19 protein-coding genes and 1 tRNA gene are annotated in these 22,805 nt (G+C 55.6%); 6 read left to right on the forward strand and 14 right to left on the reverse strand.

The annotated features are described in order from the left end of the window. Nucleotides 1–82: 82 nt before the first annotated feature. From QN062_RS04130 to QN062_RS04165, 8 genes are all read right to left on the reverse strand, one after another. On the reverse strand, nt 83–259 hold the full coding sequence (locus QN062_RS04130) for a hypothetical protein (RefSeq protein ID WP_369342329.1): 177 nt from the start codon (nt 257–259) through the stop codon (nt 83–85). Further along, a complete protein-coding gene (locus QN062_RS04135; protein WP_369342330.1) occupies nt 243–698 on the reverse strand; it encodes a single-stranded DNA-binding protein in 456 nt (151 codons plus the stop codon). Before QN062_RS04135 ends, QN062_RS04130 begins: the two co-directional genes overlap by 17 nt. 181 nt (nt 699–879) lie before the next feature. Further along, nucleotides 880–1,068: a hypothetical protein gene (locus tag QN062_RS04140; protein ID WP_369342331.1), complete on the reverse strand. Its 189-nt coding sequence runs from the start codon at nt 1,066–1,068 to the stop codon at nt 880–882. Beyond that, on the reverse strand, nt 1,061–1,942 hold the full coding sequence (locus QN062_RS04145) for a hypothetical protein (protein WP_369342332.1): 882 nt from the start codon (nt 1,940–1,942) through the stop codon (nt 1,061–1,063). Before QN062_RS04145 ends, QN062_RS04140 begins: the two co-directional genes overlap by 8 nt. Next, entirely contained in the window at nt 1,927–2,466 is a 540-nt protein-coding gene (locus QN062_RS04150; protein ID WP_369342333.1) for a hypothetical protein, read from the reverse strand. The genes QN062_RS04145 and QN062_RS04150 overlap by 16 nt, the downstream gene beginning before the upstream one ends. Nucleotides 2,467–2,659: 193 nt before the next feature. Next, on the reverse strand, nt 2,660–2,878 hold the full coding sequence (locus tag QN062_RS04155; RefSeq protein WP_369342334.1) for a hypothetical protein: 219 nt from the start codon (nt 2,876–2,878) through the stop codon (nt 2,660–2,662). Between the two features lie 2 nt (nt 2,879–2,880). Then, a complete protein-coding gene (locus tag QN062_RS04160; protein WP_369342335.1) occupies nt 2,881–3,222 on the reverse strand; it encodes a hypothetical protein in 342 nt (113 codons plus the stop codon). 304 nt (nt 3,223–3,526) lie between these two features. Then, complete coding sequence (locus tag QN062_RS04165) at nt 3,527–3,844, reverse strand: helix-turn-helix domain-containing protein (RefSeq protein ID WP_369342336.1); 318 nt, start codon at nt 3,842–3,844, stop codon at nt 3,527–3,529. A gap of 59 nt (nt 3,845–3,903) precedes the next feature. Here QN062_RS04165 and QN062_RS04170 point away from each other — a divergent pair, with 59 nt between their 5' ends. From QN062_RS04170 to QN062_RS04190, 5 genes are all read left to right on the forward strand, one after another. Then, complete coding sequence (locus QN062_RS04170) at nt 3,904–4,332, forward strand: helix-turn-helix domain-containing protein (protein ID WP_369342337.1); 429 nt, start codon at nt 3,904–3,906, stop codon at nt 4,330–4,332. Then, a complete protein-coding gene (locus QN062_RS04175; protein WP_369342338.1) occupies nt 4,319–4,747 on the forward strand; it encodes an ImmA/IrrE family metallo-endopeptidase in 429 nt (142 codons plus the stop codon). Before QN062_RS04170 ends, QN062_RS04175 begins: the two co-directional genes overlap by 14 nt. Before the next feature lie 188 nt (nt 4,748–4,935). Then, nucleotides 4,936–5,523 carry a hypothetical protein gene (locus QN062_RS04180; protein WP_369342339.1) on the forward strand — a complete coding sequence of 196 codons (588 nt, stop codon included), beginning with the start codon at nt 4,936–4,938 and terminating at the stop codon, nt 5,521–5,523. Nucleotides 5,524–5,655: 132 nt separating this feature from the next. Then, complete coding sequence (locus QN062_RS04185) at nt 5,656–6,093, forward strand: DUF6978 family protein (protein ID WP_369342340.1); 438 nt, start codon at nt 5,656–5,658, stop codon at nt 6,091–6,093. Continuing rightward, the gene (locus tag QN062_RS04190; protein WP_369342341.1) at nt 6,090–6,863 is read left to right on the forward strand and encodes a DUF1829 domain-containing protein; all 774 of its coding nucleotides are present in this window, start codon (nt 6,090–6,092) and stop codon (nt 6,861–6,863) included. The genes QN062_RS04185 and QN062_RS04190 overlap by 4 nt, the downstream gene beginning before the upstream one ends. An 18-nt stretch (nt 6,864–6,881) precedes the next feature. Here the strand turns inward: QN062_RS04190 and QN062_RS04195 are convergent, their stop codons facing one another. The 3 genes from QN062_RS04195 to QN062_RS04205 form a co-directional block, all read right to left on the reverse strand. Beyond that, nucleotides 6,882–8,120, reverse strand: a complete 1,239-nt coding sequence (locus QN062_RS04195; protein WP_369342342.1) for a tyrosine-type recombinase/integrase — start codon at nt 8,118–8,120, stop codon at nt 6,882–6,884. Between the two features lie 172 nt (nt 8,121–8,292). Further along, nucleotides 8,293–8,366: transfer RNA gene (locus tag QN062_RS04200), tRNA-Gly, on the reverse strand. A 100-nt stretch (nt 8,367–8,466) separates the two neighbouring features. Continuing rightward, nucleotides 8,467–9,279 (reverse strand): LysE/ArgO family amino acid transporter, encoded by an 813-nt coding sequence (locus QN062_RS04205; protein WP_369342343.1) that lies wholly within the window; start codon nt 9,277–9,279, stop codon nt 8,467–8,469. 205 nt (nt 9,280–9,484) lie between these two features. Here QN062_RS04205 and QN062_RS04210 point away from each other — a divergent pair, with 205 nt between their 5' ends. Then, complete coding sequence (locus QN062_RS04210; protein ID WP_369342344.1) at nt 9,485–10,543, forward strand: ArgP/LysG family DNA-binding transcriptional regulator; 1,059 nt, start codon at nt 9,485–9,487, stop codon at nt 10,541–10,543. A 189-nt stretch (nt 10,544–10,732) separates the two neighbouring features. Here QN062_RS04210 and QN062_RS04215 read toward each other — a convergent pair whose 3' ends face one another. The 3 genes from QN062_RS04215 to QN062_RS04225 all read right to left on the reverse strand — a co-directional run bounded on the left by QN062_RS04215 (nt 10,733) and on the right by QN062_RS04225 (nt 22,776). Next, nucleotides 10,733–11,176 (reverse strand): holo-ACP synthase, encoded by a 444-nt coding sequence (locus tag QN062_RS04215; protein ID WP_369342345.1) that lies wholly within the window; start codon nt 11,174–11,176, stop codon nt 10,733–10,735. A gap of 429 nt (nt 11,177–11,605) precedes the next feature. Next, nucleotides 11,606–20,974 carry a fatty acid synthase subunit beta domain-containing protein gene (locus QN062_RS04220; protein WP_369342346.1) on the reverse strand — a complete coding sequence of 3,123 codons (9,369 nt, stop codon included), beginning with the start codon at nt 20,972–20,974 and terminating at the stop codon, nt 11,606–11,608. Nucleotides 20,975–21,081: 107 nt separating this feature from the next. Further along, nucleotides 21,082–22,776, reverse strand: coding sequence for an acyl-CoA carboxylase subunit beta (locus QN062_RS04225; protein ID WP_394854738.1), 1,695 nt, complete (start codon nt 22,774–22,776; stop codon nt 21,082–21,084). Nucleotides 22,777–22,805: the final 29 nt, after the last annotated feature.

A 22,805-nucleotide genomic window follows, 5' to 3' on the forward strand; every position in this document is an offset into this window, starting at 1 on the left:
CACTCATGCCACGCGTTCAACACACCACCGCAGTACGGGCAGGAATCATGCTCGGGAGGCGTCTCATCGAAATAAAGATGATTCATTCGTAGACCCTTATCCGCTGGATTATGTACTTCTGGTTAGAGTCGGCTTTCTTGTTGTATTCAGCCTTGTTGAGTTCAGCCTTTGCCTCGTCCTCGAAACCGATGATTGGAGTAATGATGCTGCCGTGGGCGCGATATGAGCAGATGGCGAAAAGTTCAGAAGGCTGGCTCATCTTCACCACCCCCGAAGTCGCTTGCAGGGGAATTGCCGTTCGACCACGGGTCGGATATTCCCAAGAAACCGTCATTGTGCGATGGTGCGGTCTGCTTCTGTACGAGGTCGACGTGAGACTTCTTCTCAATACGCGCACCAGAGTTCAGATTCACGTCACGATATTCCTTCTGACGATCCTTATCCCACTTCACACTCAGATCACCGGTTACTTGCAGCACATCACCGGGTTGGAAATTGGCAGAAAGATTCACCAAGGTCTCGTCCCAGATGGTCGTATGCCAGAATGTTCCGAACCAGTTCGAACCATCCTTTTTCTTCCCAATCTCACGCAGATCGATGCGAGCGTAGGATTTGCCTTGATTGGTTTGCCGAACGTCCACCGCTGGACTGCCATTCCTGCCCGCTTGCAGCTGACCATAAAATTGTATTTTTGCCATTATCTGTTCCTTTGAGAGTGTGAATGATTCGTATACGGATTGTTGCCCTTGACTCTTACCGGCTTCGCCTCGGGGCAGGGATAGCGCGGGTCTATTGCATGAGGGCAGCGGAGCGGTCCGATGTCGGGACGGCCACAGACTTCACATGTGCGGACGCTGCCGTTGAGAAACTCGGTGCGACTCATAGCCTCAGCCTCCAAGCCGCCCAGAAAGTGATTCCAAGCGATATGGGGAGGATTGCCAGCCATGGCATGAGACCGATTCCGCGCAGTGCGCCGGCAACAAGCCAGACGAAGCTCAGGAAAGCGGCAGCACCAGAGATGGCGAAGAGCAGAATGTAGGAGAGAAGCCAGATGAAAGCCCTACGCATTGCTACCATCCTTGCCAGTATCCTGCATCTCATGAGGTGGCTCGATGTCTGGATGCGCGGCATTCCAGAGCGCATCCTTCACACGACCTGCAACGATGTCGGGCGAGAACAGCAATTGTTCCGCCTCGACGACAGTCAGCTGCTCCGTGCTATGGATGTCACGGCCGGTCAGAGACTTCAGTGCGATGGCTGCCTTCTCCTTGCTGTCCACGCCGCCATCCGCAAGAAGCTTGGAGATTCTTCGGCAATCCTCCCTGGACGGCGACGGCTCTACCGGCTTGGATTCCGGCCGCTCCTTCACGGTTTCCGGCTTCTCTTCCGGCTGCACTTCGGCATGAACCTCGTCGGAGATGTCCTGAATCTCGTCAGGCGTGTATCCTGCGCCATACAGCGCTTCGGGGCAAGCTTCACGAGCAACCGCGGTGATGCTTCTCCATGTCAACATCGTGATAGGCATCTTGATGTAGTTGCTTGGATTGCCTTTCCTGTCCGGCTTGTCCAGTCCCATGCGATGTGCCCATGCCTGGTCTCGCGTCACGGAAAATTCAAACTCTGGATCGTCTGCCCTTACAATCGTCGCCCTGACGCTGACGGCCTTCTCGTCCTTGTAGATTCTCAGCCTATGGCCTGCCTTGCGCACCTGCGATGCGACCAGTTCGGCGCTCATGGTGGGTTTGCCCTTGATGACCGAGATGCGGTAGAGACTTTCCGCCGGACTCAGCCCCATCGAGGCACCGAAGCCGACCGCGACCAGAATGTTCGCCGGCTTGCCTCTGTACGAGTCGGGCACTATGTCGGCGCTCTTGGCGAGCTGCGACCACTTTATCTGCGACTGAAGGCTGTTGCCTCCGACTGTTTCTAGATCCTGTCCCATGAGTATTCCTCCACCTCTTCTTCGCTTTCCTTCTCTTCGCCGCTCTCGATGCCGAGCAGCTCCTTCGCCTGTCCGAGCACATTCTCGTCCTTGAGCGTCTCCTGCCAATCCTTCGTGACCTTGATGGCAACGGAAGGCTTCGCGCCGCCCTTGAAGTCGATGCCTGGAATCGCCTCGCCGCCATGCGACTCGATGAGAGCAGCCAGCGCGTCCGGCTTGAACATGTATTCCTTCGGCACGAGCACCTGCTCCACGCTGTCCTCCTCGCCGTTGTCGTAGAGCCATGAGGCCAATTCCTTCTCGTCCTTGACATACGGCTTGTCCTCATGTCCGTCGCGGTATGAGACTTCGCCGATAATCCCGGTGAGCTTGTCCTTCGAGACCATCCTGCTTGCTAGAAAACTTCTGCAAACCTGGCTGTCCTGCTTCAGGAACTTGATAAACGCCTCTGCTACCGTGAGACGGTTTGCAATCTCGTACGAGTTGATGTCGCCGTCGGCGATCTGTTCCGCTATGTCCTTCATTTCAACTTCTCCAAATTCCTATCAAATGTCCGAATTAATCTTTTGTGTCTGCGCCATTCGCGGCGGCTCATGACCGAGCCGCGCATGTGCCAGATGAGATGTCTAAGCCCGCTCATGCTCTAACCTCCACTCCTGAATCAGCCGCCTGCACACGTCAGGGCTGAACCGTTCGAAATCAACCGGATAAGCAGACTTATTCACGCCACTCACCACCAGGCTTGAGCGGAGCATTCCTGGCCCAACTGCGCAACTCTTCAGCACTTGCTTTAGCTCGAGATGATCCCGGATATATAACAACTACTGAGTTGTTGTTGAACGCATCGCGAACACATTTGTAATCGATGTTGAGAACACGGCTTGCATCCATAGCTGTCCAATACTCAACGCTCTTCAGCTCTTCAATAGATTTCATACTCACGCTGCTTTCTCATATTCTGCGAGCGCGTATCTGGCGCATCGGTGTCCCGTGCTGCTTTGACCGTCACGGTCGGCAACGACTGCGAGTCCCTTGTCGACGAGCTCGTTGAGACGCGTGCGTATGGTGCTGCCGGAGATGGGATGCTGCAGGTGGGCTTCGACCTCGCGCTGTATCGCCCATGCCTCGGCGGGTTCGGGGTGATATTCGAGCATGCGGTGCATCGCCACGAGCACCAGTTGCTGCATGCGGCTCACATTCACCGAATCGGCGGCCTCATATGAGGTTTCAGGCGAACCATTCCTCGTGGGAGGCTGGGGAGGATCAAGCAATGTTGACATGGAGCACCTCCGAAAATGTTGGTAGGATGAATGAAGACATGTGATTACCTTTCTATGTCGTAGCCCCGTAGCCGCGGGGCTTTATTTATTTGTGGAAGTAGTTACCGTGCGAGTTAGGAGTTCCGCACGGCCGCTCATACTGTTATTGAGACAACTAGCCAGATCAGGAGCATGTCAATCAGTACGGCGCAATTTGCGTCTATTAAGACCGGTTGACGTGATCTATCAAGCGGGAATCCATAGAACGATCGAAGACAGGAGTTGCGATAGGCAGCAGCAAATTCTCTGCCAACAACCTCACCACTCACATATTTGCAGGAAACGTGATGCTCAGTAACCTTCTTGCTGTCAGCTCCTGAGATGCATGGAATTGTACAGGCAAAAGATCCATTGGCGAATGGTGAGTAGCTTCCGCAATTCGGAGCAAATCATCCAGTGAGAATGGTGAGCGTCCGTGGATTTTTGAATTGAGAGTCGAATATGGGATCCCGGTCTTTTCTGATACAGACGCCTTCGTCATTCCAGCATCGGCTATAACAGAATCAACCTTGGGACCGACCCATGTATTGATGTTTTGTGTAATCATGGGATTAACAATAGTAATAAATTCATTACTTGTCAATCTTGATTCTTATTGATTTCATTACTTGACGTAACATTTATTAGTGATATAGTCATAATATGATTACAGAACAACAGGAATTGGCTAAACGTGCCGCCACTTTTGTCAAATATGTAAGTAGCGAGTTAAAGGGTGCGATCAGTTCTCGCGGCTATAACATGTCAGACATCGCCGATGCGCTTGACCGCCCACGTCCAACAATGACTAACTGGCTGAACGGTAAGGCACAGATACGGCTTGATGTAGCACAAGAAATCTGCGAGTACATCGGCATGGAAATCCAGGAAATCACAGCACGCGCATATACAAGAGTTATAAATGAGCTAGGCCCATGGCCTCCTATCGAGGTCAATCCCGATCAGTTGTCCGAGGATGAGAAGAAGCGTCTGATAATGGAGAAGGTTCGCAGAGGGGACATGAGCTTAGCCGCGAATTATGATCCTGACAAGGAAGCGGAAAGAGACTACTACCCTGATGCAGGAGCGTGATTTTCATATCGACAGCTCTATGACATATGGTGACATGCGACGCTACGCAGACAGGTTGAATGTCACCATAAGCAGCGAACTGCTTCCCGCTGGAGTCAATGGCATATACGACGAGAACCTCAGAATGATTATCATCGACCGCTCACTCGACTACACTCAAAAACGCTGCACACTGGTACACGAACTATTCCACTGGACATACTTCGACAATTCCTGCGATCCAATACTGCATGCCAAAGCAGAGAAGAGGACAAGACGTCTTACCGCTGAGCTCCTGGTTCCCGCTAAGAGATTCGACTGCGTGGATCCAGAATACGAGGGTTATGCAGCACTGATCGCTAACGATATGAACGTAACCATGCAAGTACTACGCGATTACAAGGAACTCGTTCTTGATCGCAGGCAATACGCCTGATCTATCGTCACATTTTTTACATAGTTAGCGTTACCATATTTTCAGGCGAAGCAGCCTAGGGAAAAGAAGAAAGAACAAGAGAAATGTCAGATCCTAATCAACCACTAAATCAAATACCACAGCCTACACAGAGGCCTCAGTCACCTCTCAATAATGGCATATCACCAGTAAATAAAGGAACAAGTGGTATGGCAGTGACCTCTCTTGTACTCGGAATCATTGGTCTAATTCTTTCCTGGATACCTATAGTAAATAATTTTGCAGCAATCCTCGCTGTCATCTCATTGATATTTGGCATTATTGCAATAATCAAAACCGGAACGAAGGGAAAGAAGAAGGGACGCGGTCTTGCAATAGCTGGATCGGCGTTGAGTATCGTCGCTTTAATTATCACTTTTTCCATACAACAGAGTGCGTCAAAAGCATTAGACTCAATCGGCTCAGGATCGACCACTTCGCAAAGTTCAAAATCCGACAGCAACGCTGCCGCCTCTGCAAAGGTTGAATTAGAGGCAACCGCAACCGGGACTGGCACTGCAACCTGGGGCGAGGCAGGATCCACCAGCCAAAACAACTTTGATAAAAACTGGAATAAAACAATAACAGGATCAGACGCGCAAAAAGGTTATATACTCACCGTCATGGGGGACCTCACCGGTACTGATAGCCAGAAGGTTTCTTGCACTGTACTAGTCAATGGTCAGCAAAAAAGCCATAAGGAGGCAACTGGTACAGCAGGCACAGTGACATGCGATACATCCGGATTATTTAACTAGGCATCGCCTATTTAGCCCCGCTTCGGCGGGGCTTTTTCATCTGAACTCGTCCTCGATCGCAGACAATACGCCTGAGCATTGTAGGGGATATCATTCAGATAGCATCGATTCCGAAGGAGACAGGATTTCAATATGGTCAGCAAGCTAAACGATAGTGATGCTTCCACGCTTATATCTCTCCTGAAGGACTGCGTAGAGAAGAAGTTCGTCATGCCGCAAGGTGGCGAGCATAACAAGGGATTCTCTGTAAAATCACGAACAACAGATGATGAATTTCGGATAGAGATGTACCGGGGAAAAATAGATTTTGATAAACATTCCATCATTGCGATGACCGTTCCTGGGAAGGTTACACTCTTCAGACTCTGTGTTCACTATCATCCTCACAGGAATCCAGATGGAACGGTAATAAAAGGTGCACATCTTCACTTATATTCAGAGGAATTTGGTTCACACCTCGCGATACCAGTGGACATTTCCTCCCCGAATTTCATTGATGACACTATCATGGTATTAGATAAATTCAACGTGATAGACAAGCCTAAACTAATAGACGGGATGATGCCATGACCAACGGTTTTGACACCAAAACTCTCGTTGACGGCTATGCCGATTGGCTGAAAAGCAGCGCCACTACACGAGTTGTTGACCGGTGGACCGAGATCACAGTGCCCTTCTTGGACCACGCGAACGATCACTTCCAGTTTTACGTGAGATTGTACGATGACAGAATGTCTTTCAACGATGACGGTTATACGCTTAATGGACTCATCACATCAGGGTTCAACATGAAGAGTTCAAGAGCCGACAGACTTGGGGAGATCGTCAAACAATTTGGGGCGACACTGGAAAATGGTTCAATAGCCATGTCAGCGCCATCCGATAAATCAGCCGATGCCATGAACAGATATGTTCAAGCTCTCATTCACGTTGATTCGATGATTGAAACAATAACCCATAGAATTATCGGATACTTCGCAGAAGATGTTGCCCAAGCCTTACTGCAACAAGACCTTTTCTTTACTCAAAATGTGAGCATAACGGGAAAGTCCAAATTCCAGCATATTTTTGATTTTCTTTTCCAACAGACCAAATCTACACCTACAAGATTCGGTCAGGCTCCTGCCACGCTAGACAAGAACAGTATGGCCACAATCCTATTTAACTGGGATGATGCAAGAGGATCTGAGAAAAGAAAAAACGCAGAGCTTATCGTATTCGGCAACGACAAGGATAAGCCGATAAATTCTGATGTCTTGGCTGGTTTCGACGAATACAATGTACCAGTATTAAAGTATTCTGAAATCCCTGATAAGGCACAAATGATGCTATCTGCTTAGCCGGCATAAACAACAAAATCATTTTTCTACTGGTTCTACTGTCATTGCCGTTTTCCCGGTAATGTCTGCGAGCGCTTTTACGTTCCAGTGGGTGTATCCGGCTGTGGTGTTGATGTCTACGTGTCCCATGATGCTTTTGCGGGCGTCTTCGGATGCTCCGGCTATGGCGAGTTGGGTGGCGAAGTAGTGGCGTGCGCTGCGTATGGTTACGCTGGGTAATCCTGCTGATTCTAATGCTCGTTGCCAGCGTCGTCGTTCGACCGTATTGGTCAATGGCTGTCCCTTGCGAGTGAAGATGAGATCGCCTGACTTCAGGTCATGGTCGGATGCCCAAGCGGAGAGGTCATTCCAGAGGGTTTTGCTGACGGGCACGATGCGCTCACCCTTCTTCGATTTCGGAGGCACCATCCATATACCCCCGGCAACCGGTTCCGCCTTGAGCCATGAGGGTATGACCGCACCCTTGGCATAGCGTTGCAGTTCGTGGCATACGTGGATTGCTGGAGTATCGTCCACTTTCACAAGATCCGCTGGGGTGAGCGCGAACCGCTCCCCCTGGCGCATGCCGGTCTCGAACGCGAGCCGCCACATGAGACCCCACATCGCGTCATCCTCTGGACTGTCCGGCCACTTGTTCTGACCCCTCTTGCGCTTCACCTCGCCAGAAGCGCTGGAAGCGGCCTCAATGAGCTTTATGGGCTGGCCAACATCAAGTATCACTGTCGGGTTCGCCTCGACCCTGGGCGGGTCACAGCGAGCGCACACGTTGTTTTCTATCAACCCCTCGCCCACGGCATCGTCGAGCGCGTTGGAGAGTCGACGGTAGGCGTTGAGCGCGGTTTTGCTGCTGCGAGTTGAGGTGATGTCCCGTTCGAGTTTTCGGATGTGGGCGGTGGTGATGTCTGCAAGTCTGACGGCTCCGATGCTGTTCGTGATGTTCCTGCAATCTGAGCGGTAGGATTCCCATACTCTGGGTTTGACGTTGGGGCGTTTGAATTCCTCGAGCCAACGGGTGAGCCAGTCCTTCAACGCGGGGGTGTGGGAGGATTCGATGACTCCGGTGGCGATGTACTTTCTCTTGGCTTCGAGGTACTTGGTCCTTGCCTTGATCGGATCCTTGGCGGTGAAGGTCTTATGCCGTCGCTTGCCGGTCACTGGGTCGGGTGGGAGTTCTAGCCGATATACGGTGTATCCGCGCGTGTCGGTGCTGACGCTCCCTGAGCCTTTAGTCCTGCGATGGTCCTTTTTCTTCGCCATGTTCGTTCCTCTCCTGCCACTAGTTTAGTAGGGACTATGGTAGGGACTATAACCACCGTAAACCACCGTAATTCACCGTAATCGGGTTTCAGTCGGGAAAAAGCGAGCGCATGGAATCGTTGAGGTGATTGGTAATAATCGTTGGAATGCCGCCACTGTGCGGCTCCGTGTGTGGAGCGGGCGACGGGAATCGAACCCGCGTAATCAGTTTGGAAGACTGAGGCTCTACCATTGAGCTACGCCCGCATTGGTGCGAAAGCGGCTTCGCCACTCTCACAGACAACCTGAGTAATTATACATGCACCCCGAACATTGCGCGACACGCAGCGCAATCAACCCAGCGCAATCACCGCAGCGCCAGGTGCGCAGCGATGAAGATCATCATGATGCCGATGATGATGTCGAGCACCAGCCATGCGTATTCGTTCTTGAAGAGCTTCGACATCTTCGATGACAGGAAGCCAAGAGAGATGAACCAGACCACGCTGCAGAGCATCGCTCCGGCTGCGAACGACCATTTCAGACCGGCACCGTACGAGGCGGCGATGCCGCCGAGCAACACGAGCGAATCGAGGTAGACGCCGGGGTTCAGGAATGTGAAGCCGAGGCAGGCGAGCAGGCTTTTCCTGAGGGTCGTCTGAGCGCCTTGCTGAAACTCGTTGCCGGAAGATTCGACGCTGCCAGCAATTGAGGCTGAGGCAGAGCCTCTGAGCGATGATGCCGATTGCACAGTCATGGAATCGGCGACGTTACGCTGACTGCCATCCCCTCCGTCATCGTTCGAGCCGCGCAGTTCGCGGTCATCGAGACTTCCACCGCCAGCGAGTGCCATCGCGCGAGCCTTCCGCATCCTCAGACGGTTTTTAAGTCTCATCAAAGTTTCAAACACACGCTTGAACGCCGAGAAGCCATATATGAGCAGCACGAAGGCACCAACCAAGGTAAGCGCCTTGAGAACCTCTGGATGTGCTGAGACCATGCTTCCCATACCGGCAGTGCCAAGACTGATCAATACGATATCCGCGCCAATGCAGATGGTAAGTATCTGCGGCACGTATGCTCGCGCAATGCCTTGACGAATGATGAAGGCATTCTGCGCACCAACGGCGACGATGATTCCAGCCTGGCTGGTGAAACCTGCGATAAGAATCGATAACACTATTGAACTCACAATTGAGCATCGTATGTGACAGAGAATAATAAGTCCAAGTGTTTTTATTTATATATTATTAGTATTACTTATGTTAGTATTAATGGAGAATACTTGACGCCACAGCAGACGTTGCTTCGACAACGACCGCTGCATGGAAGTCGGTCAACAAGGCCGAAGATACAAGGGTTTATCAAGAGTTAAGAGCCACTAGATGATACGGAAATCGCAGGCACGCCACCCGGCGAACGCCACACAGAACAGGCAAGCCAGCACACGGCACGCACCGTCTGATACGAAGCTCACAGCGAATGAATTCAACGCAATCAAGAAACTCCAGGACACCAGCCAGACCCTCGGCGACACCTCAGCAACGAGAATCGCCGAGCAGATTCGCACGCTCCCCCTTGAGCAGTTCAACGCCTTGCAGACCATACTCGAAACCGGCAGCTTCGACGCCGCTGCAGACGAGCTTCACATCTCGCAGTCTGCCATCAGCCAGCGCATCAAGAATCTTGAATCGCAGCTTGGCCATATCGTGCTGCAACGCAGCAAGCCGGTCAAGCCCACGCAGGTCGGGCAGCTTCTGGTACGTCTCGCGCGTCAGATCGAACTCGCGCAGGATGAAGCCATTTCCATGCTCAAATCCGAGCGGACCGCGAGCGCGGTCAACATCCGCATCGTGGTCAACGCCGACGCACTCGAAAGTTGGGTGCTGCCCGCGTTGGCTCCTGTCGTGCACCAGTCGATATCCATCGACATTCGTCGGCAGGACGAGCATGTTTCAGCCGGGCTGCTACGCTCCGGCGAGGTCATGGCCGCCATCACCGCCGAAGGCCGTGCAGTGCAGGGCTGCTCGATCACCAAACTTGGCTCAATGCCCTATTACGCGGTTTCGACCGCCGAATTCGCCGAGCGCTGGTTTCCGAGCGGCATGACCCTGGACGCGGTCGAGCATGCACCGCTGATTCAATACGACCGTGAGGATCGAATGCAATACCTGTTCATCCGCCGCATCACGCGCATCAAGGTTCATCCGCCGACACATTACATTCCGACTTCGGTCGGATACAACAACGCGATTTCGCTGGGCTATGGCTGGGGGCTTATTCCCAAAGCGTTCCTAGATACCTACCCCAAGGATGGTCTGGCGTTGCTCTCGCCTGAACCGCTGCTTCTGCCCTTGTTCTGGCAGCAATGGAAACTCTCCTCGCCCGCGCTCGATGCGGTCGCCGAAGCCATCATCTCAGCAGGTCGCACAGTTCTAGTCTGATTCAAGCCCTCGGATTGCCCACAAATTAGCCACAGATTACCCACAAGCTACCCACAGACTACCTACAGACTACGTTTTAGAAGAATACTGTGTTTACAGAATTACTATGCAGGCAGGATGTGCTTTGAGAGTCGTTTTCGCCGTTGCTTCGATGCAAGCGACTTACAAGGCACAACCTGTGTCTGCGCCTTAGTGGTCAGATGAATGCACCAATATCGCGACGGCGGATGCGATGGAGCCATCATGCGAAAGGGAGATATGCCAGGTCGCAGGACTCCGAGCCGCAATTGAGCGCGTGAGGGACTGAGCAAGCGATTCGCCGAGAATCACCTGTGGGCGGCCGCGTGAATCGTCAAGGATTTCGATTTCGTTCCACGGGACTGAGTCAATGGTGAATGGGACTGTGCCATCGGCGATGGCCTCTGACCAAGCCTTGATAACCGATTCCTTGCCAGCCCATCGAGCCGCGGCATGCAAAGCCTCTTCATCGTGCTTGAGCGCCGCACGCATGGTGCACTGCCGCAACTCTCGTACAGAGAAAAGCTTGCGCATGGTCGAGGATGGCTCATGCCACTGCTGCGAAAATGCATCAACATCTACCACATCATGCCCCAGACCAAGAATTTCACTCATGTATTCACTCTAGCCTTTAAGATTCATTCAACTTTTCTCTCGTTCTGCGATGGATTTACTCCCATTACCGACGAGATTGCGAGTTTTGCGGCAATTGCGAAGTATAAACACGAAAAATCGTTGAAACATCGGTTGATCTAAGCCAAAAATCACCACTTATACTTCGCAATTGCCGCAAAACTCACAATCTCGATTCAAAAGCACTGTCAGACACATATCAGACACGCGAAAAGGTCAGAAAATGATCACATACTGTGCCCAGCTCATCACAAAAGGGTGATGGTGGCATGTTCTCGCACGATTGATGAGAACATGCCACCACCAGAAACCCATGCACAGAGACATTGCAGCAAACCATGCTGCCCAGCCAAGCCTTGAATCAGGTCGGACTGGGCAGCATGGAGGCTTACATCCCCAGTACTGGCAATGTCAGCGCTCGTAGTAGCCGGAGGCGCCGAGACGGGCTTCGGGATCGAGCAGCATGGCCTTTTCGATCTCATGGCCGTCATAACCATGGCCGTCCTCATGGAAGCGACGGTTGTCCATCGGCTCGTAGAGGGCCGCGCGGCCCATCATGCCTTCGATGCGGTGACGCTGTCCGGCTGCAAGACGCGCGTTGGCCTTTTCACGCCATTCCTCAAGCGCCTTCTTGCCTGCATTCTTGGCAACGGCAGCTTCGAATGCACCAGGGCTGATGATGGCACCGATACCGGAAACGTGTCCAAAGCCAAGCGACGTGACCAAACCAGCCTTCACCGTTCCAATGTGCAGATGCCTGGTAAGCCACACCATGTGGTCATCGCGGCGCAGCTTCGGATCGACGCAGTCGAGCGAGGCATTCGCCGGAATCACGCCGGAATCGAAGAGCTGGGTCAGGCCATTGATCTGGAAGATGCAGGCACCGCCCTTCGCGTGGCCGGTCAGCGACTTCTGCGAGATGACGAACAACGGATTCCCGTCTGCACGACCGATTGCGTGAGCGAGCGTGTTGTGCAGCTCGGACTCGTTCGGATCGTTGGCATTCGTGGAGGTATCATGCTTCGATACCACGGCGATGTCGTCAGGGGCGACGCCCAGCTTGGCCAATTCATGCACAAACTGGGAGTCCTTGCCACCCAGACCGGCGGCAAGCGCACCCAGACCTGGCGCTGGAATCGAGGTGTTGCCACCATCGGCGAAGGAGTGGATATATCCGACCACAGCTGCGACTGGCAATCCGATCTTCAAAGCAATATCACCGCGAGTCACGAGAATGGTGCCGCCACCCTGGGACTCGAGGAATCCTCCACGACGACGGTCATTCGCACGAGAGAAGAAGCGCGGTGCAATGCCCTTGTCGAGCATTTCCTGTGCATTCGCGGTCGCGTTCATGTTGCCAAAGCCGATAACCGATTCAACGCCGATATCATCGATCGCACCCGTCACCACGAAGTCCGCCTTGCCAAGAGCGATCTTGTCGACGCCCTCCTCAAGCGACACCGCAGCCGTCGCGCATGCAGAGACTGGCTGAATCATGTTGCCATAGCCACCGATGTATGCCTGCATGACGTGTGCCGCAACCACGTTCGGCAACGCTTCCTGCAGAATGTCGGTCGGGACTTCCTTGTTGAGGAAGCGGTCAAGATAGAGCTTTCTCATCGAGGACATGCCACCGAAACCGGTGCCCTGCGTGCTGGCGACCTTGGATGGATGAATCGACTGCAGAATCTCGACGGGCGAGAAGCCTGCAGAGATGTAAGCATCCACGGCGGTGACGATGTTCCACAGCGCAATCTGATCGACCGAGCCGACCATCGAGGCGGGAATGCCCCACTTGAGCGGATCGAAGCCCTTCGGGAACTGGCCTCCGACCGTGCGGCTCATCGTCGCGCGGCGAGGAACGCGAACGATCGAACCCTTGTGACGGGTGACGATCCATTCACCGGTCTCGTCGTCGGGACGAATCGAAGTGCGCGTCGCATCCAGCTTCATGTATTCGTCGGCGATTGCCTTGGTAGGAACGGAGAACTCGACGTCGTGATCGATGAAGACATCCTGCTCTTCTTCGTCAGTGCCATCAGAATAGTCATTGCCCATGCCCTCGTCGAAGGGACGAATGCCGGAGCGAGCCACGACCTCGTCGTGATAGCGCTCGGCGATGTCCTCCTCGGGAACGAGGTTGCCATCGGCGTCGTACCAACCCGGTTTCGGACTGTCCTGCCATGTCAGCAAGCCCATGTTCCATGCGAGTTCGAGCACACCGGCAGCGGTCAGATCCACCTGACCGTCGGAGTGAATGCCCAGCTCGGCCTCGAATCGCGTGCGGCCAGAGCCCCACGGGCCAAGTTCACCTACGGAGACGATGACGATCTCGTCTTCAGGCTTGGCGCTGACCTGCTTCCAGTCAGCCAGATCGACCTTCGGCTGGTGAGGAACATGCGGCGTTGGCAGCGCCTTGTTCACCGCGGAAGCCTTCTGTTCGTCAGCATTCTTGGCATCGGATTCGCCCGCGACATGAGCCGAAATCTCCTTTGCCTTGGCCTCAGCCCACAATTCGTTGATATCAAGCGGTTCGTTGCCGAGTCCGCCGGTAAGGTCAACGTTCAGAGGAGCTTCCACAGCATGTTCGCGTGATTCAGGAGAGCACAGCTCGATGAGCTTGCTTGCGATCTCAGTGGTCGAGTAGGTCTTTAAACCGTGGCTTTCGACAACATCGACCAGAGGATCGTTACCGCCCATAAGACCGGTTCCACGAACCCAGCCGATGCGGGGATGGGCGAAGGTGACGCGGTCAGACCAGTCAGACTCTGCATGAGAACGATTTACGATCGCATCGAATGCCGACTTCACCTCGCCATACGCTCCATCGCCGCCGAACATGCCACGGTTGGGAGAGCCTGGAAGCACCACATGCAGCCTGTGCTGCACATCGGTGTCGGCACCGATGGCCGAAAGACCAGTGATCGCACGCTCGACGCCCCATAGCATGAGTCTCGCCTGCGATTCGAAGAGCTGGCCGGAATCCGCCATGCTGCCATGAACCGGAGGGGCAGCGAAGGGGAAGAAGAGCGTCGGTTCATATTCGGATTTAAGAATCGTGGTGGTCGCGCCGCTCGTCTTCTTCTGCTCATTGCCGATCCACTTGACGAGTTCGTCAACGTCTCGGTAGCTCGAAAGATTGGCAGGAACCACCCACAGGCGAGCATTGCCAACAGCATGCGTGTGATAAGTGCGCTTTGCCCATTCGACGATGCTGTGCTTGAAGCTGTGCGAAGTGGCGACGACCGTCGCTCCCCCAGCAAGCAAGTCGGCAACGACCTGGGCGGCGATCGAGTTGGGAGCCACACCGGTGACGACTGCGATATCCTTGGCAAATTCGCCGGAACCGTTTTCGACAGGAGTCTGCAATGCTTCATCGGCAATCTGAGCGAAGCGGGCGCTCAGCTTCTCGTTGCCGGACTTCCTGGCCTTGTCTGCAAACCAGAGTGCCTGTTCGTGCACTTCCTGACCTGCTCCGACAAAGCTGAGAACGGTCGTTGCACCGTCTTCGAAAGTACTATTTTCGAAAGCACCGTCATAGTAGATATGAGCGAGATCCTCTCGCGCCGAAGCCCAGCGATCATCCAATAGGATCGCCTTGCGCGAATCGAAGCGAGGCTCAACCTGCTTTGGCCAATCCGCACCAAGTTCGGCCTCTACGGCGGCAACCACGGCCGCGTTGTCATCCTCGCCGGCCTGTGGCACGGCAGGGGTCGCACCAATCTGGTTGAGCACGAAACGAGCGGTCTGAGCAAGCACGCCATCTGAGCCGGTGACCTTCTGCGCGAATGCATCGAGCGCTGCGGAATCGACGACCGCACCACCCGCTGCGCCACCCGCGCTCGGCAGACTCACCGAGACACCGTGCTGCTGGGCGACCTTCTGCACTGCAGAATCGACGATCGCATTGGCGGCCGAAACGTTGGCAACGGCGTCGCTTGGCAGCGAAGCCAGGTCACCGCCACGAGCGGAAGCACCCTCGCGGGTTTCCAGCACGAGTGCCACGACCGTGGCATACGCCCAGCCTGCACCCAACTGCCATACATCGGTAACGCGCTTCTCGATCTGGGGAACCTTCACACCGGCAGCACCGAACATGGCACGCAGACGCTCGCGAACGATCTCGCCAAGTACCGGTCCGAATGGCTTGTAGTTTGGCGCAACCTTGTTTACCAAGGCGTTGAGTGCACCGATATTGGCATCGGCAGCGCCATCGACGCTGGCAACGCCAAGTTCGGAGCTGATGTCCATCAACAGCTGGTTACGTCGTGAAGACACACCATTCGTCAGGGTATCGGTCGTGTCGCTATCACCGATCTGATCTGGACGAAGCTTGCCTGAGTATGCAAGCAAGGCTGCAATCGCATCGGATGCCTTGAATTCGATGTCGGCCGGGCGCTCGCCCGAAGCCGCTGCAGGGACTGGAGCTGCAGGGACTGGAGCTGCGGCTGGCGCTGCCGGAACTGCTGCGGCTGGCGCAGCTGCCTGTGCAGGAGTCTGTACAGCCGCCTGTGCGCTTTCTACGGAATCCATCGGCTCATCGTCTGGTACGAGCGAGTCCGAATCGGTCATGTAGACACGACCCTCATCGCGGCCGACATTGTAGACGGTGACGTGACGGCCTGAGAATTCTGGAAGACGCAGCGTCTTGGTACCGAGATTCGCCAAGGTCGGAGCATTGCCCAAACCGACTTCGACGTATTCCTCGACACCGAGTCCGCCCTGAGCGCGCGATGCGAAGAGCAACGCCTGGGTTTCGATCCAACGCACAGGCGAAGCGAACTGCCACGACAGCAGTTCAGTCAGCAGCAGACGGCCGAGCTTCTGCTCGTCCTCGGCATAGGAATTCCATACGGCATCGTCATCAAGGGCTGCCTTGATGCGCTCCGAAGGCACGACTTCGAGGATCCTTGCGGCGAATTCCTTCGTCATCTCGAACGGTGCGGCCACGAGGTTAGGTATGTAGCGGTCGACCAGACGCTCGTAGTCAATATGCTGTGGCAGCAGTGCGTCAAGCTTGTCCCTGAATTCAGGCACACCCTTGCGCAGCAGTGTGGAGTGGAATGGCACATCGATGCCGGGAACCAGCATGAATGGCGGCTTGCCACCATATTCCTTGGCTCTGCGTGACGAGTCTGCCTGCAGATACTTCAGCCCTGCGATGGTTCCTGCTATCGCATACTGCTGACCGGCAAGGTTGTAATTCACGATCTCAAGGAATTCGCCGCACTGCTTGCTGACCTCTTCGATGTAAGACTTGACCTGAGAGTCACCGACACCGAACTGGTTCGGGCGAAGCGCGCCCATGCGATAGTTCGAACGCCCCTGAGCGTCGCGGTCGATCAGATGATGCATGGTCGAACCACGGTGGAACACCAGCTCCAGCACGGTCTCCAAAGGAATGATTCCTGCGAAGGAGCTCAGCGCATTGTATTCACCGAGCGAGTGACCGGCGAAGTACGCTGGCCAGATGTCGGATCCTGCCTCACGCAGGCGGGCCGTCTGAGCGAATGCGACCGTTGCGAGCGCAACCTGGGTGAACTGCGTCAGGTTGAGCAGACCTTCTGGGTGACGGTATGTCACGCCATTCGCAGTGAGCTGCTTCGGGTTATCGCGAACGACCGAGAGAATCGAGAAGCCGAGCTTACTGCGAGTCAGAGCGTCTGCACGCTCCCATGTGTCGCGGGCTGCGACCGACTTGGCGCGCTCGTCAAGCACCATGCCCTGCTTCTGAATGCCCTGACCCGGGTAGACGAAAGCGGAGCGAACGGCCCTGGTGATTGCGGTTCCACGTGATACCAGCTGACCATCGATGCGGCTGGTGACTTCGAGCACCATGCCACCATGGCTGACCTTGCCAACGCGTTCGACCGAAATCTCAACGGTGTCATTCAGCTGGACCATGCCATACATGTTGTAAGTCCAACCGACGATCTCGCAGTGCAGGCCGTTGTCGTCAAAGGCCTGGGCGACGTGCTGGGCCGTGGCCGAAAGCCACATGCCGTGCACGAGCGGTGCCTTCAGACCGGACACTGCGGCACCTCGCGCCGAAGTGTGGATCGGGTTGAAGTCGCCCGAAGTGCGTGCGAATGCCGTCATGTTCGACGGTGCGACGACCTTGACTCTGCGCAGCAGACGGCGAGGCGTGTCGAGCACCTCATCGCAGATGCCGCCGAAGTCAGGTGCCTCGACAGGAAGCTCTGCGCTGTATGCACGTCCTCGGATGGCGAAGCGCTCGGTTTCGTGCGCCAGAACCGTGCCATCCTGCGCCGTGTGGACGACATGGATGGTCACCACACGTCCGGACACCGATTCCCTGTATTGTTCGGCCCAGCTCGTGAGCGAAACCGTCTCTCCGGTGTGTGCGAGCAGTTCCTGCTCGTTGACGTCCATGCGAATGAGATGATCGAGGTGAACCGCGTTCAGCAGGCCTTCGATGATGGGGAATCCGTCAATGTACACGGAACCCAGGGCCGCATATATTGCAGGCCATGCTGGGCCGACCAAGGCATCAGGTGTGATCTTCGACGCGACAAGGCCGTTTGGCAAGGTGCCTGCCGTGGCGGATTCGTGGTCGAAGCCGAGGTTTTCGGCGAAGGTATAGCTCGTGTGAGCGATGCCGAATGGATATGCCGACTTATCGCTCTGCTGCTCGATTTCGGGCATGGCGGTGAGCCTGTCACCGGTGATGCTGGTGTTGCCGATGCCAGCGGTCGCCGCAAGCATCTGATAGACGTGCTTCGGCAGACGGTCACGATCGACCACTGGGAATAGCCCTGACTGGGCGCCATCGACGACCAATGGAATCACGATGTGGCGAACCGCGTGCTTGCTGACTCCGCGGTCAGGATCGTTGTCCCAGAAGGTATCGAGATGAATGTCAAGGTCGAAGAGCTGACGGGTCGAATCAGCGGTCGCCTTGGTGTCTTCGACCGGCACGATCTCGTAATATGGATCGCCGATCTCTGTGCCGAATGCAGGGTTGTCCATCAGATGACCGACCCAGGAGATATGCGGGCTGCGACGGATGAACTCTTCGGGAGTTGCGGAACCTGCAAGTTCGGAGAAGGCCTTGACGGTCTTTTCGCCAGAGATCTGCTTCACTCGTTCAATCGAAGCGTCTTCGAAACGCTCAAGAATGTGCGCGACCGGCTCATCCTTGGTGGTGATGCCACCGACGGAGATCGGCCCAGGAATGATGCGGACCGAATCAGCGCTATAGCGCGAATCTTCGGATTGCCAGAGCTGATCCTGACCCCACCAGCGCAGCAGATCATTGTCTATGACCGGCACGAAGGGCATGGGCTTGGGATATTCACGGACGAGAATCGGGAACCATGCCACATCGGTCGGCGTTACGCGAATGTCGGCAACCTGCGGATATTCCTTCTTCAACCGCTCGATTGCCGCATGAGGGTCGGCAATGCTTGCGCGATCCGGGAAGAGCGAGACGAATTCGCCGCTCTCCTGCTCGCAGACGCGAGCCTCGATGCGCCTGAGCAAATGGAGGAAGCGATCGGCATAGGTGCCGTCCGCCCAAGGATAGGCGAGTTCGACAAAGCGCTGCGCCCACTGTTCATAGGTCATCGAATCGAGGTCACCGAAGTATGGCTTGGCTGTTTCATCCAAGGCCTCGATGATTTCTTCGCGCCGTGATTCCAGCTCTTCTGGATGCTTCATCACGCGAACGAGCAGACGGCCGCATCGTGCCGAGGAATTCTCAAGCTCATAGATGTCCGCATGCAGATGGCTCAGGCCTGAAGTGACGCCGCCCACAGCCTTGCCGCTGGGAACCCACTTCTCGCCGATTGGTGCGAATGGGTCTGCATCAGGCGTATTGTCAGTGATTCCTGGCGTATCCACCAGCATCTGCTTGACCTGTGGGCTGGTGTGTGCCTCTTTGGCAGTCATGGCAGCGGTGCCGACGAGTACGCCATCGACTGGCATGTCGCGCAGACCATAGGCACGTGCCCATTCACCGGAAATGTAATCGGCGGCGCGCTCAGGCGTGCCGATGCCGCCACCGGTGACGATGACGAGGTTGTCGCATGAACGAACCTCGGCATAGGTGTTGATGAGCAGATCATCGAGCGATTCCCATGAATGATGGCCTCCTGCGGCGCCCCCCTCGACCTGAATCAGAATCTTGGTGGGAGCCACGGCCTGGGCTATGCGAACGACCTGATGAATCTGGTCTACGGTGCCTGGCTTGAAACATACGAATGGGAAGCCGTCTGTCTGCAGCGACGCGATCAGATCCTTGGCTTCGTCAAGCTCAGGGATACCTGCGGAAATGACGACACCATCGAATGGCGTACCCGATGCACGCTTCTTGGGAACGATTTTCTGGGTGCCGAAGTGAAGATTCCACAGGTAGCGATCCATGAACATGGCGTTGAACTGAACCGTGCGGCCCTCCTGCAGCTCCTTCTCAAGCTTGGCAACGTGGCCATCGAATACTTCCGATGTGACCTGACCGCCACCGGCGAGCTCCGTCCAGTAGCCTGCATTCGCCGCGGCAGCGACGATTTCCGGCTCGACGGTCGTTGGCGTCATGCCTGCGAGCAACACCGGCGGCTTGCCGGTGAGCTCGCTGAACTTGGTGCGAATCTTGTCGCCCGCAGGAGTGCTGATGATGCTTGGCGCAAAGCGCTTCCAGTCCTGCGTTCGATCCGGCGACGTTTCCAAGGTCGAGAGCTTGGCGCGTCCTGCCGCCGTTGCGGCCTCGACGATTCCAGCTCCGCTGCCCTGCAGCAATGGCGTGGTGAGCTTGCCGAGCGTGGTTCCTGGGCCAAAGTCTACAATCCACAGCTTGCTTGGGTCGGTGTCCTTCAGCAAGGTCTCGATCTTCTCGACCCAGTCGACAGGATTGACGAGGACTTCCCGTGCGAGCGTGCGCGTGCGCGATGCGTCCAGACCGCATTCCTTCGCCCAATCGGCCGTCATGGCAACGGCGTCCTCCATCAATGGGGAATGGAATGGAAGCGTGACTTCAAGATATTCAAGTATGGGGTTGAAGACGGCACCGCCGCGAATCTTGTCTTCGCGAAGCTTCGCCTGATGACGATGCTCCTTGCCGACTTCGACCGCAAAGGCTTCGAGATCGCCAGGGTAGCCCGACAGCACCTGGTGTGTCGGAGCGTTCGACACTGCAATGACGATAGGGCCCCGTGGCTCGGCTACGCGGCCAATCAAGGTCTCAACCTGCTTGCGGGTCGCTCCCTTGATTGAGAGCATCGGCGTCGATTCACCGTGAGAAATCAGCGAGATCTGACGGGTCCTGCGCGTTCCCGCAGCGCCTATGAGCATGGCGATGGCCAGAATCTCGTCGATTCCCGCAGTCGCTGCCTTGATGGATCCCGCAGCGACGATTTGCTGCACCATATGGGCGGCAATCACACCCTGCGAATGGCCGAGAACCGCGGTTGCCTTGGCGGTGGCAATGTCATAGCCAAGGTTCGCCGAATCGAGCATGGTTCCCAGCTGAGTCAATGCGATGCCAGGAACGCTTGCTGAAGCTGCTGCCGCATCTCCAAGCTTCGCCATATTCGGCTTGAAATCGAAGATGTCGAGTGGACGACCGTTGGTTGCCATGAGTTCCGAATAGACGGGGAACAGCAGACGCTCTGCCGCCTTCACATGGTCTTTCAGAACAGCCTCGAGCGTCGGGTCGGTGGTCAATTCCGCCAACGCAGTCGTCCATGGCGTGGATTGGCCGCCGAATATCACAGCGTGCGGTTCGCTGCTCAGACGATTGAGGAAGAATGTACTGCTTGTCATAGTGTTCCTTTGCCTTCTTGCGCAGCGCACATATGCGAAACTAACCGTGTGCTGCCCATTGCGTTGTTCTTGTACGTTTGATTGTCTGGATTCGTTCAGTTCAAGGCCTACAACGGCTGATTCCCGTGATGCTTGTCGTTATGCGAAACGCGGCGCTTCGATGCCAGCATCGCCAGCGACTCCTCGATGACCTCTCTGGTCTGCTCGGGGTCGATCATCGCGTCTATCTCACCCATTTCGAGCGACAGGTTCGCGTTCACGGTGCTTGCCTCGTATTCGTCAGCCAACTTGCTTCGCAAGGCTTCCACATCCTGGCCAGCTTCCTTGGCCTTCTGCAGATCCTTGCGATGAATGATGTTCACGGCTCCGGTTGCTCCCAACACCGCAATCTGCGAGGTCGGCCATGCGAAGTTCATGTCGGCTCCGATGGATTTCGATCCCATGACGATGTACGCGCCGCCGAATGCCTTGCGAAGGATGACCGTGACCATCGGAACCTGAGCGTTCGCATAGGCATAGATGACCTTGGCACCTCTGCGGATGATGCCGGCATGCTCCTGATCGCTGCCGGGCTTATATCCAGGCACGTCAACGAGGGTGACTATCGGCAGATTGAAGGAATCGCACAGTCTCACGAAACGCGCAACCTTCTCCGATGCATCGACATCGAGAATGCCTGCCCGCACATTTGGCTGATTCGCCACGATGCCCACCGGCTTGCCAGAGATGCAGGCGAATCCGACGATTGCCGACTGCGCGAAAAGCTCCTGGACCTGAACGAACTCGCCATAGTCAACGATGGCGCGAACGACTTCGAGCACATCATATGGCTGACGGTCATTTGCAGGAACGATGGTCTTCAACCGTTTCGCCGCCTCGCGCTCGGTATGGCCGGATGCGTAGGCATAGGTCGGAGCCTTCTCGTCGCTGTTCGATGGCAGGTAGGCGAGCACGGTGCGCGTGTAATCGATGGCATCGGCCTCGTCTTCGCCCAGATAATGGGCAACGCCGGACTTGGCATTGTGCACATAGCCGCCGCCAAGCTCATCCATGCTGATTGTCTCGCCGGTCGCAGCCTTGACCACATCCGGCCCGGTGACGAACATGTTCGAGTTTTCCTTCGTCATGATGATCAGGTCGGTCAAGGCCGGGCAATACACAGCACCACCGGCGCATGGACCGAGAATGACGGAAATCTGTGGAATGAAGCCACTCGCCTGGCAGGTCTTGCGGAAGATATGTCCATATTGCGTCAGTGCCGCAACGCCCTCCTGAATGCGTGCGCCACCGGAATCGATGAGCGCGACGACCGGAACCTTCATCTGCATGGCCATGTCCATCAGGTGGCAGATCTTGAGTCCCTCAGCCTGCCCAAGAGTGCCTCCGCGGACCGAAAAGTCCTGCGCGTACACCCCTACCGTACGTCCATGCACCTTGCCAAAACCGGTCACTACGGCCGAGCCGGCCTTGCCCTTGTTGATGTCGCCTCCGGAGAAGCGGCCCATCTCTTCGAAGGTGTCGGCATCGAAGAGCAGATCGAGACGTTCGCGCGCCGTGTGCTTGCCCTTGCCATGCTGACGCTTGCGCGCGCTGGTTTCGGCTTCCCGTGCGAGCTGTGCCGCCTTGATGATGGCATCGCGAACGGGCTGCCTGATCTGGGACTGCGAGTCGCCGTTCGAAATCTGCTCGACGGCCGCCTGCGCGGTTTCGCGCTTGACGGCTTCGGCTTCGGCTGCAGCCGCTGCCTTGTCAGCCTTCTTCGCAGTCGTATCGCTCACTCTATCGCTCGAAACATCGCTCATTTCAGCGATTTTGCTCTTCGGCGTCCTGC

Origin of the sequence: Bifidobacterium sp. WK012_4_13, assembly GCF_041080835.1 — a bacterium.
Lineage (GTDB): Bacteria > Actinomycetota > Actinomycetes > Actinomycetales > Bifidobacteriaceae > Bombiscardovia > Bombiscardovia fermentum.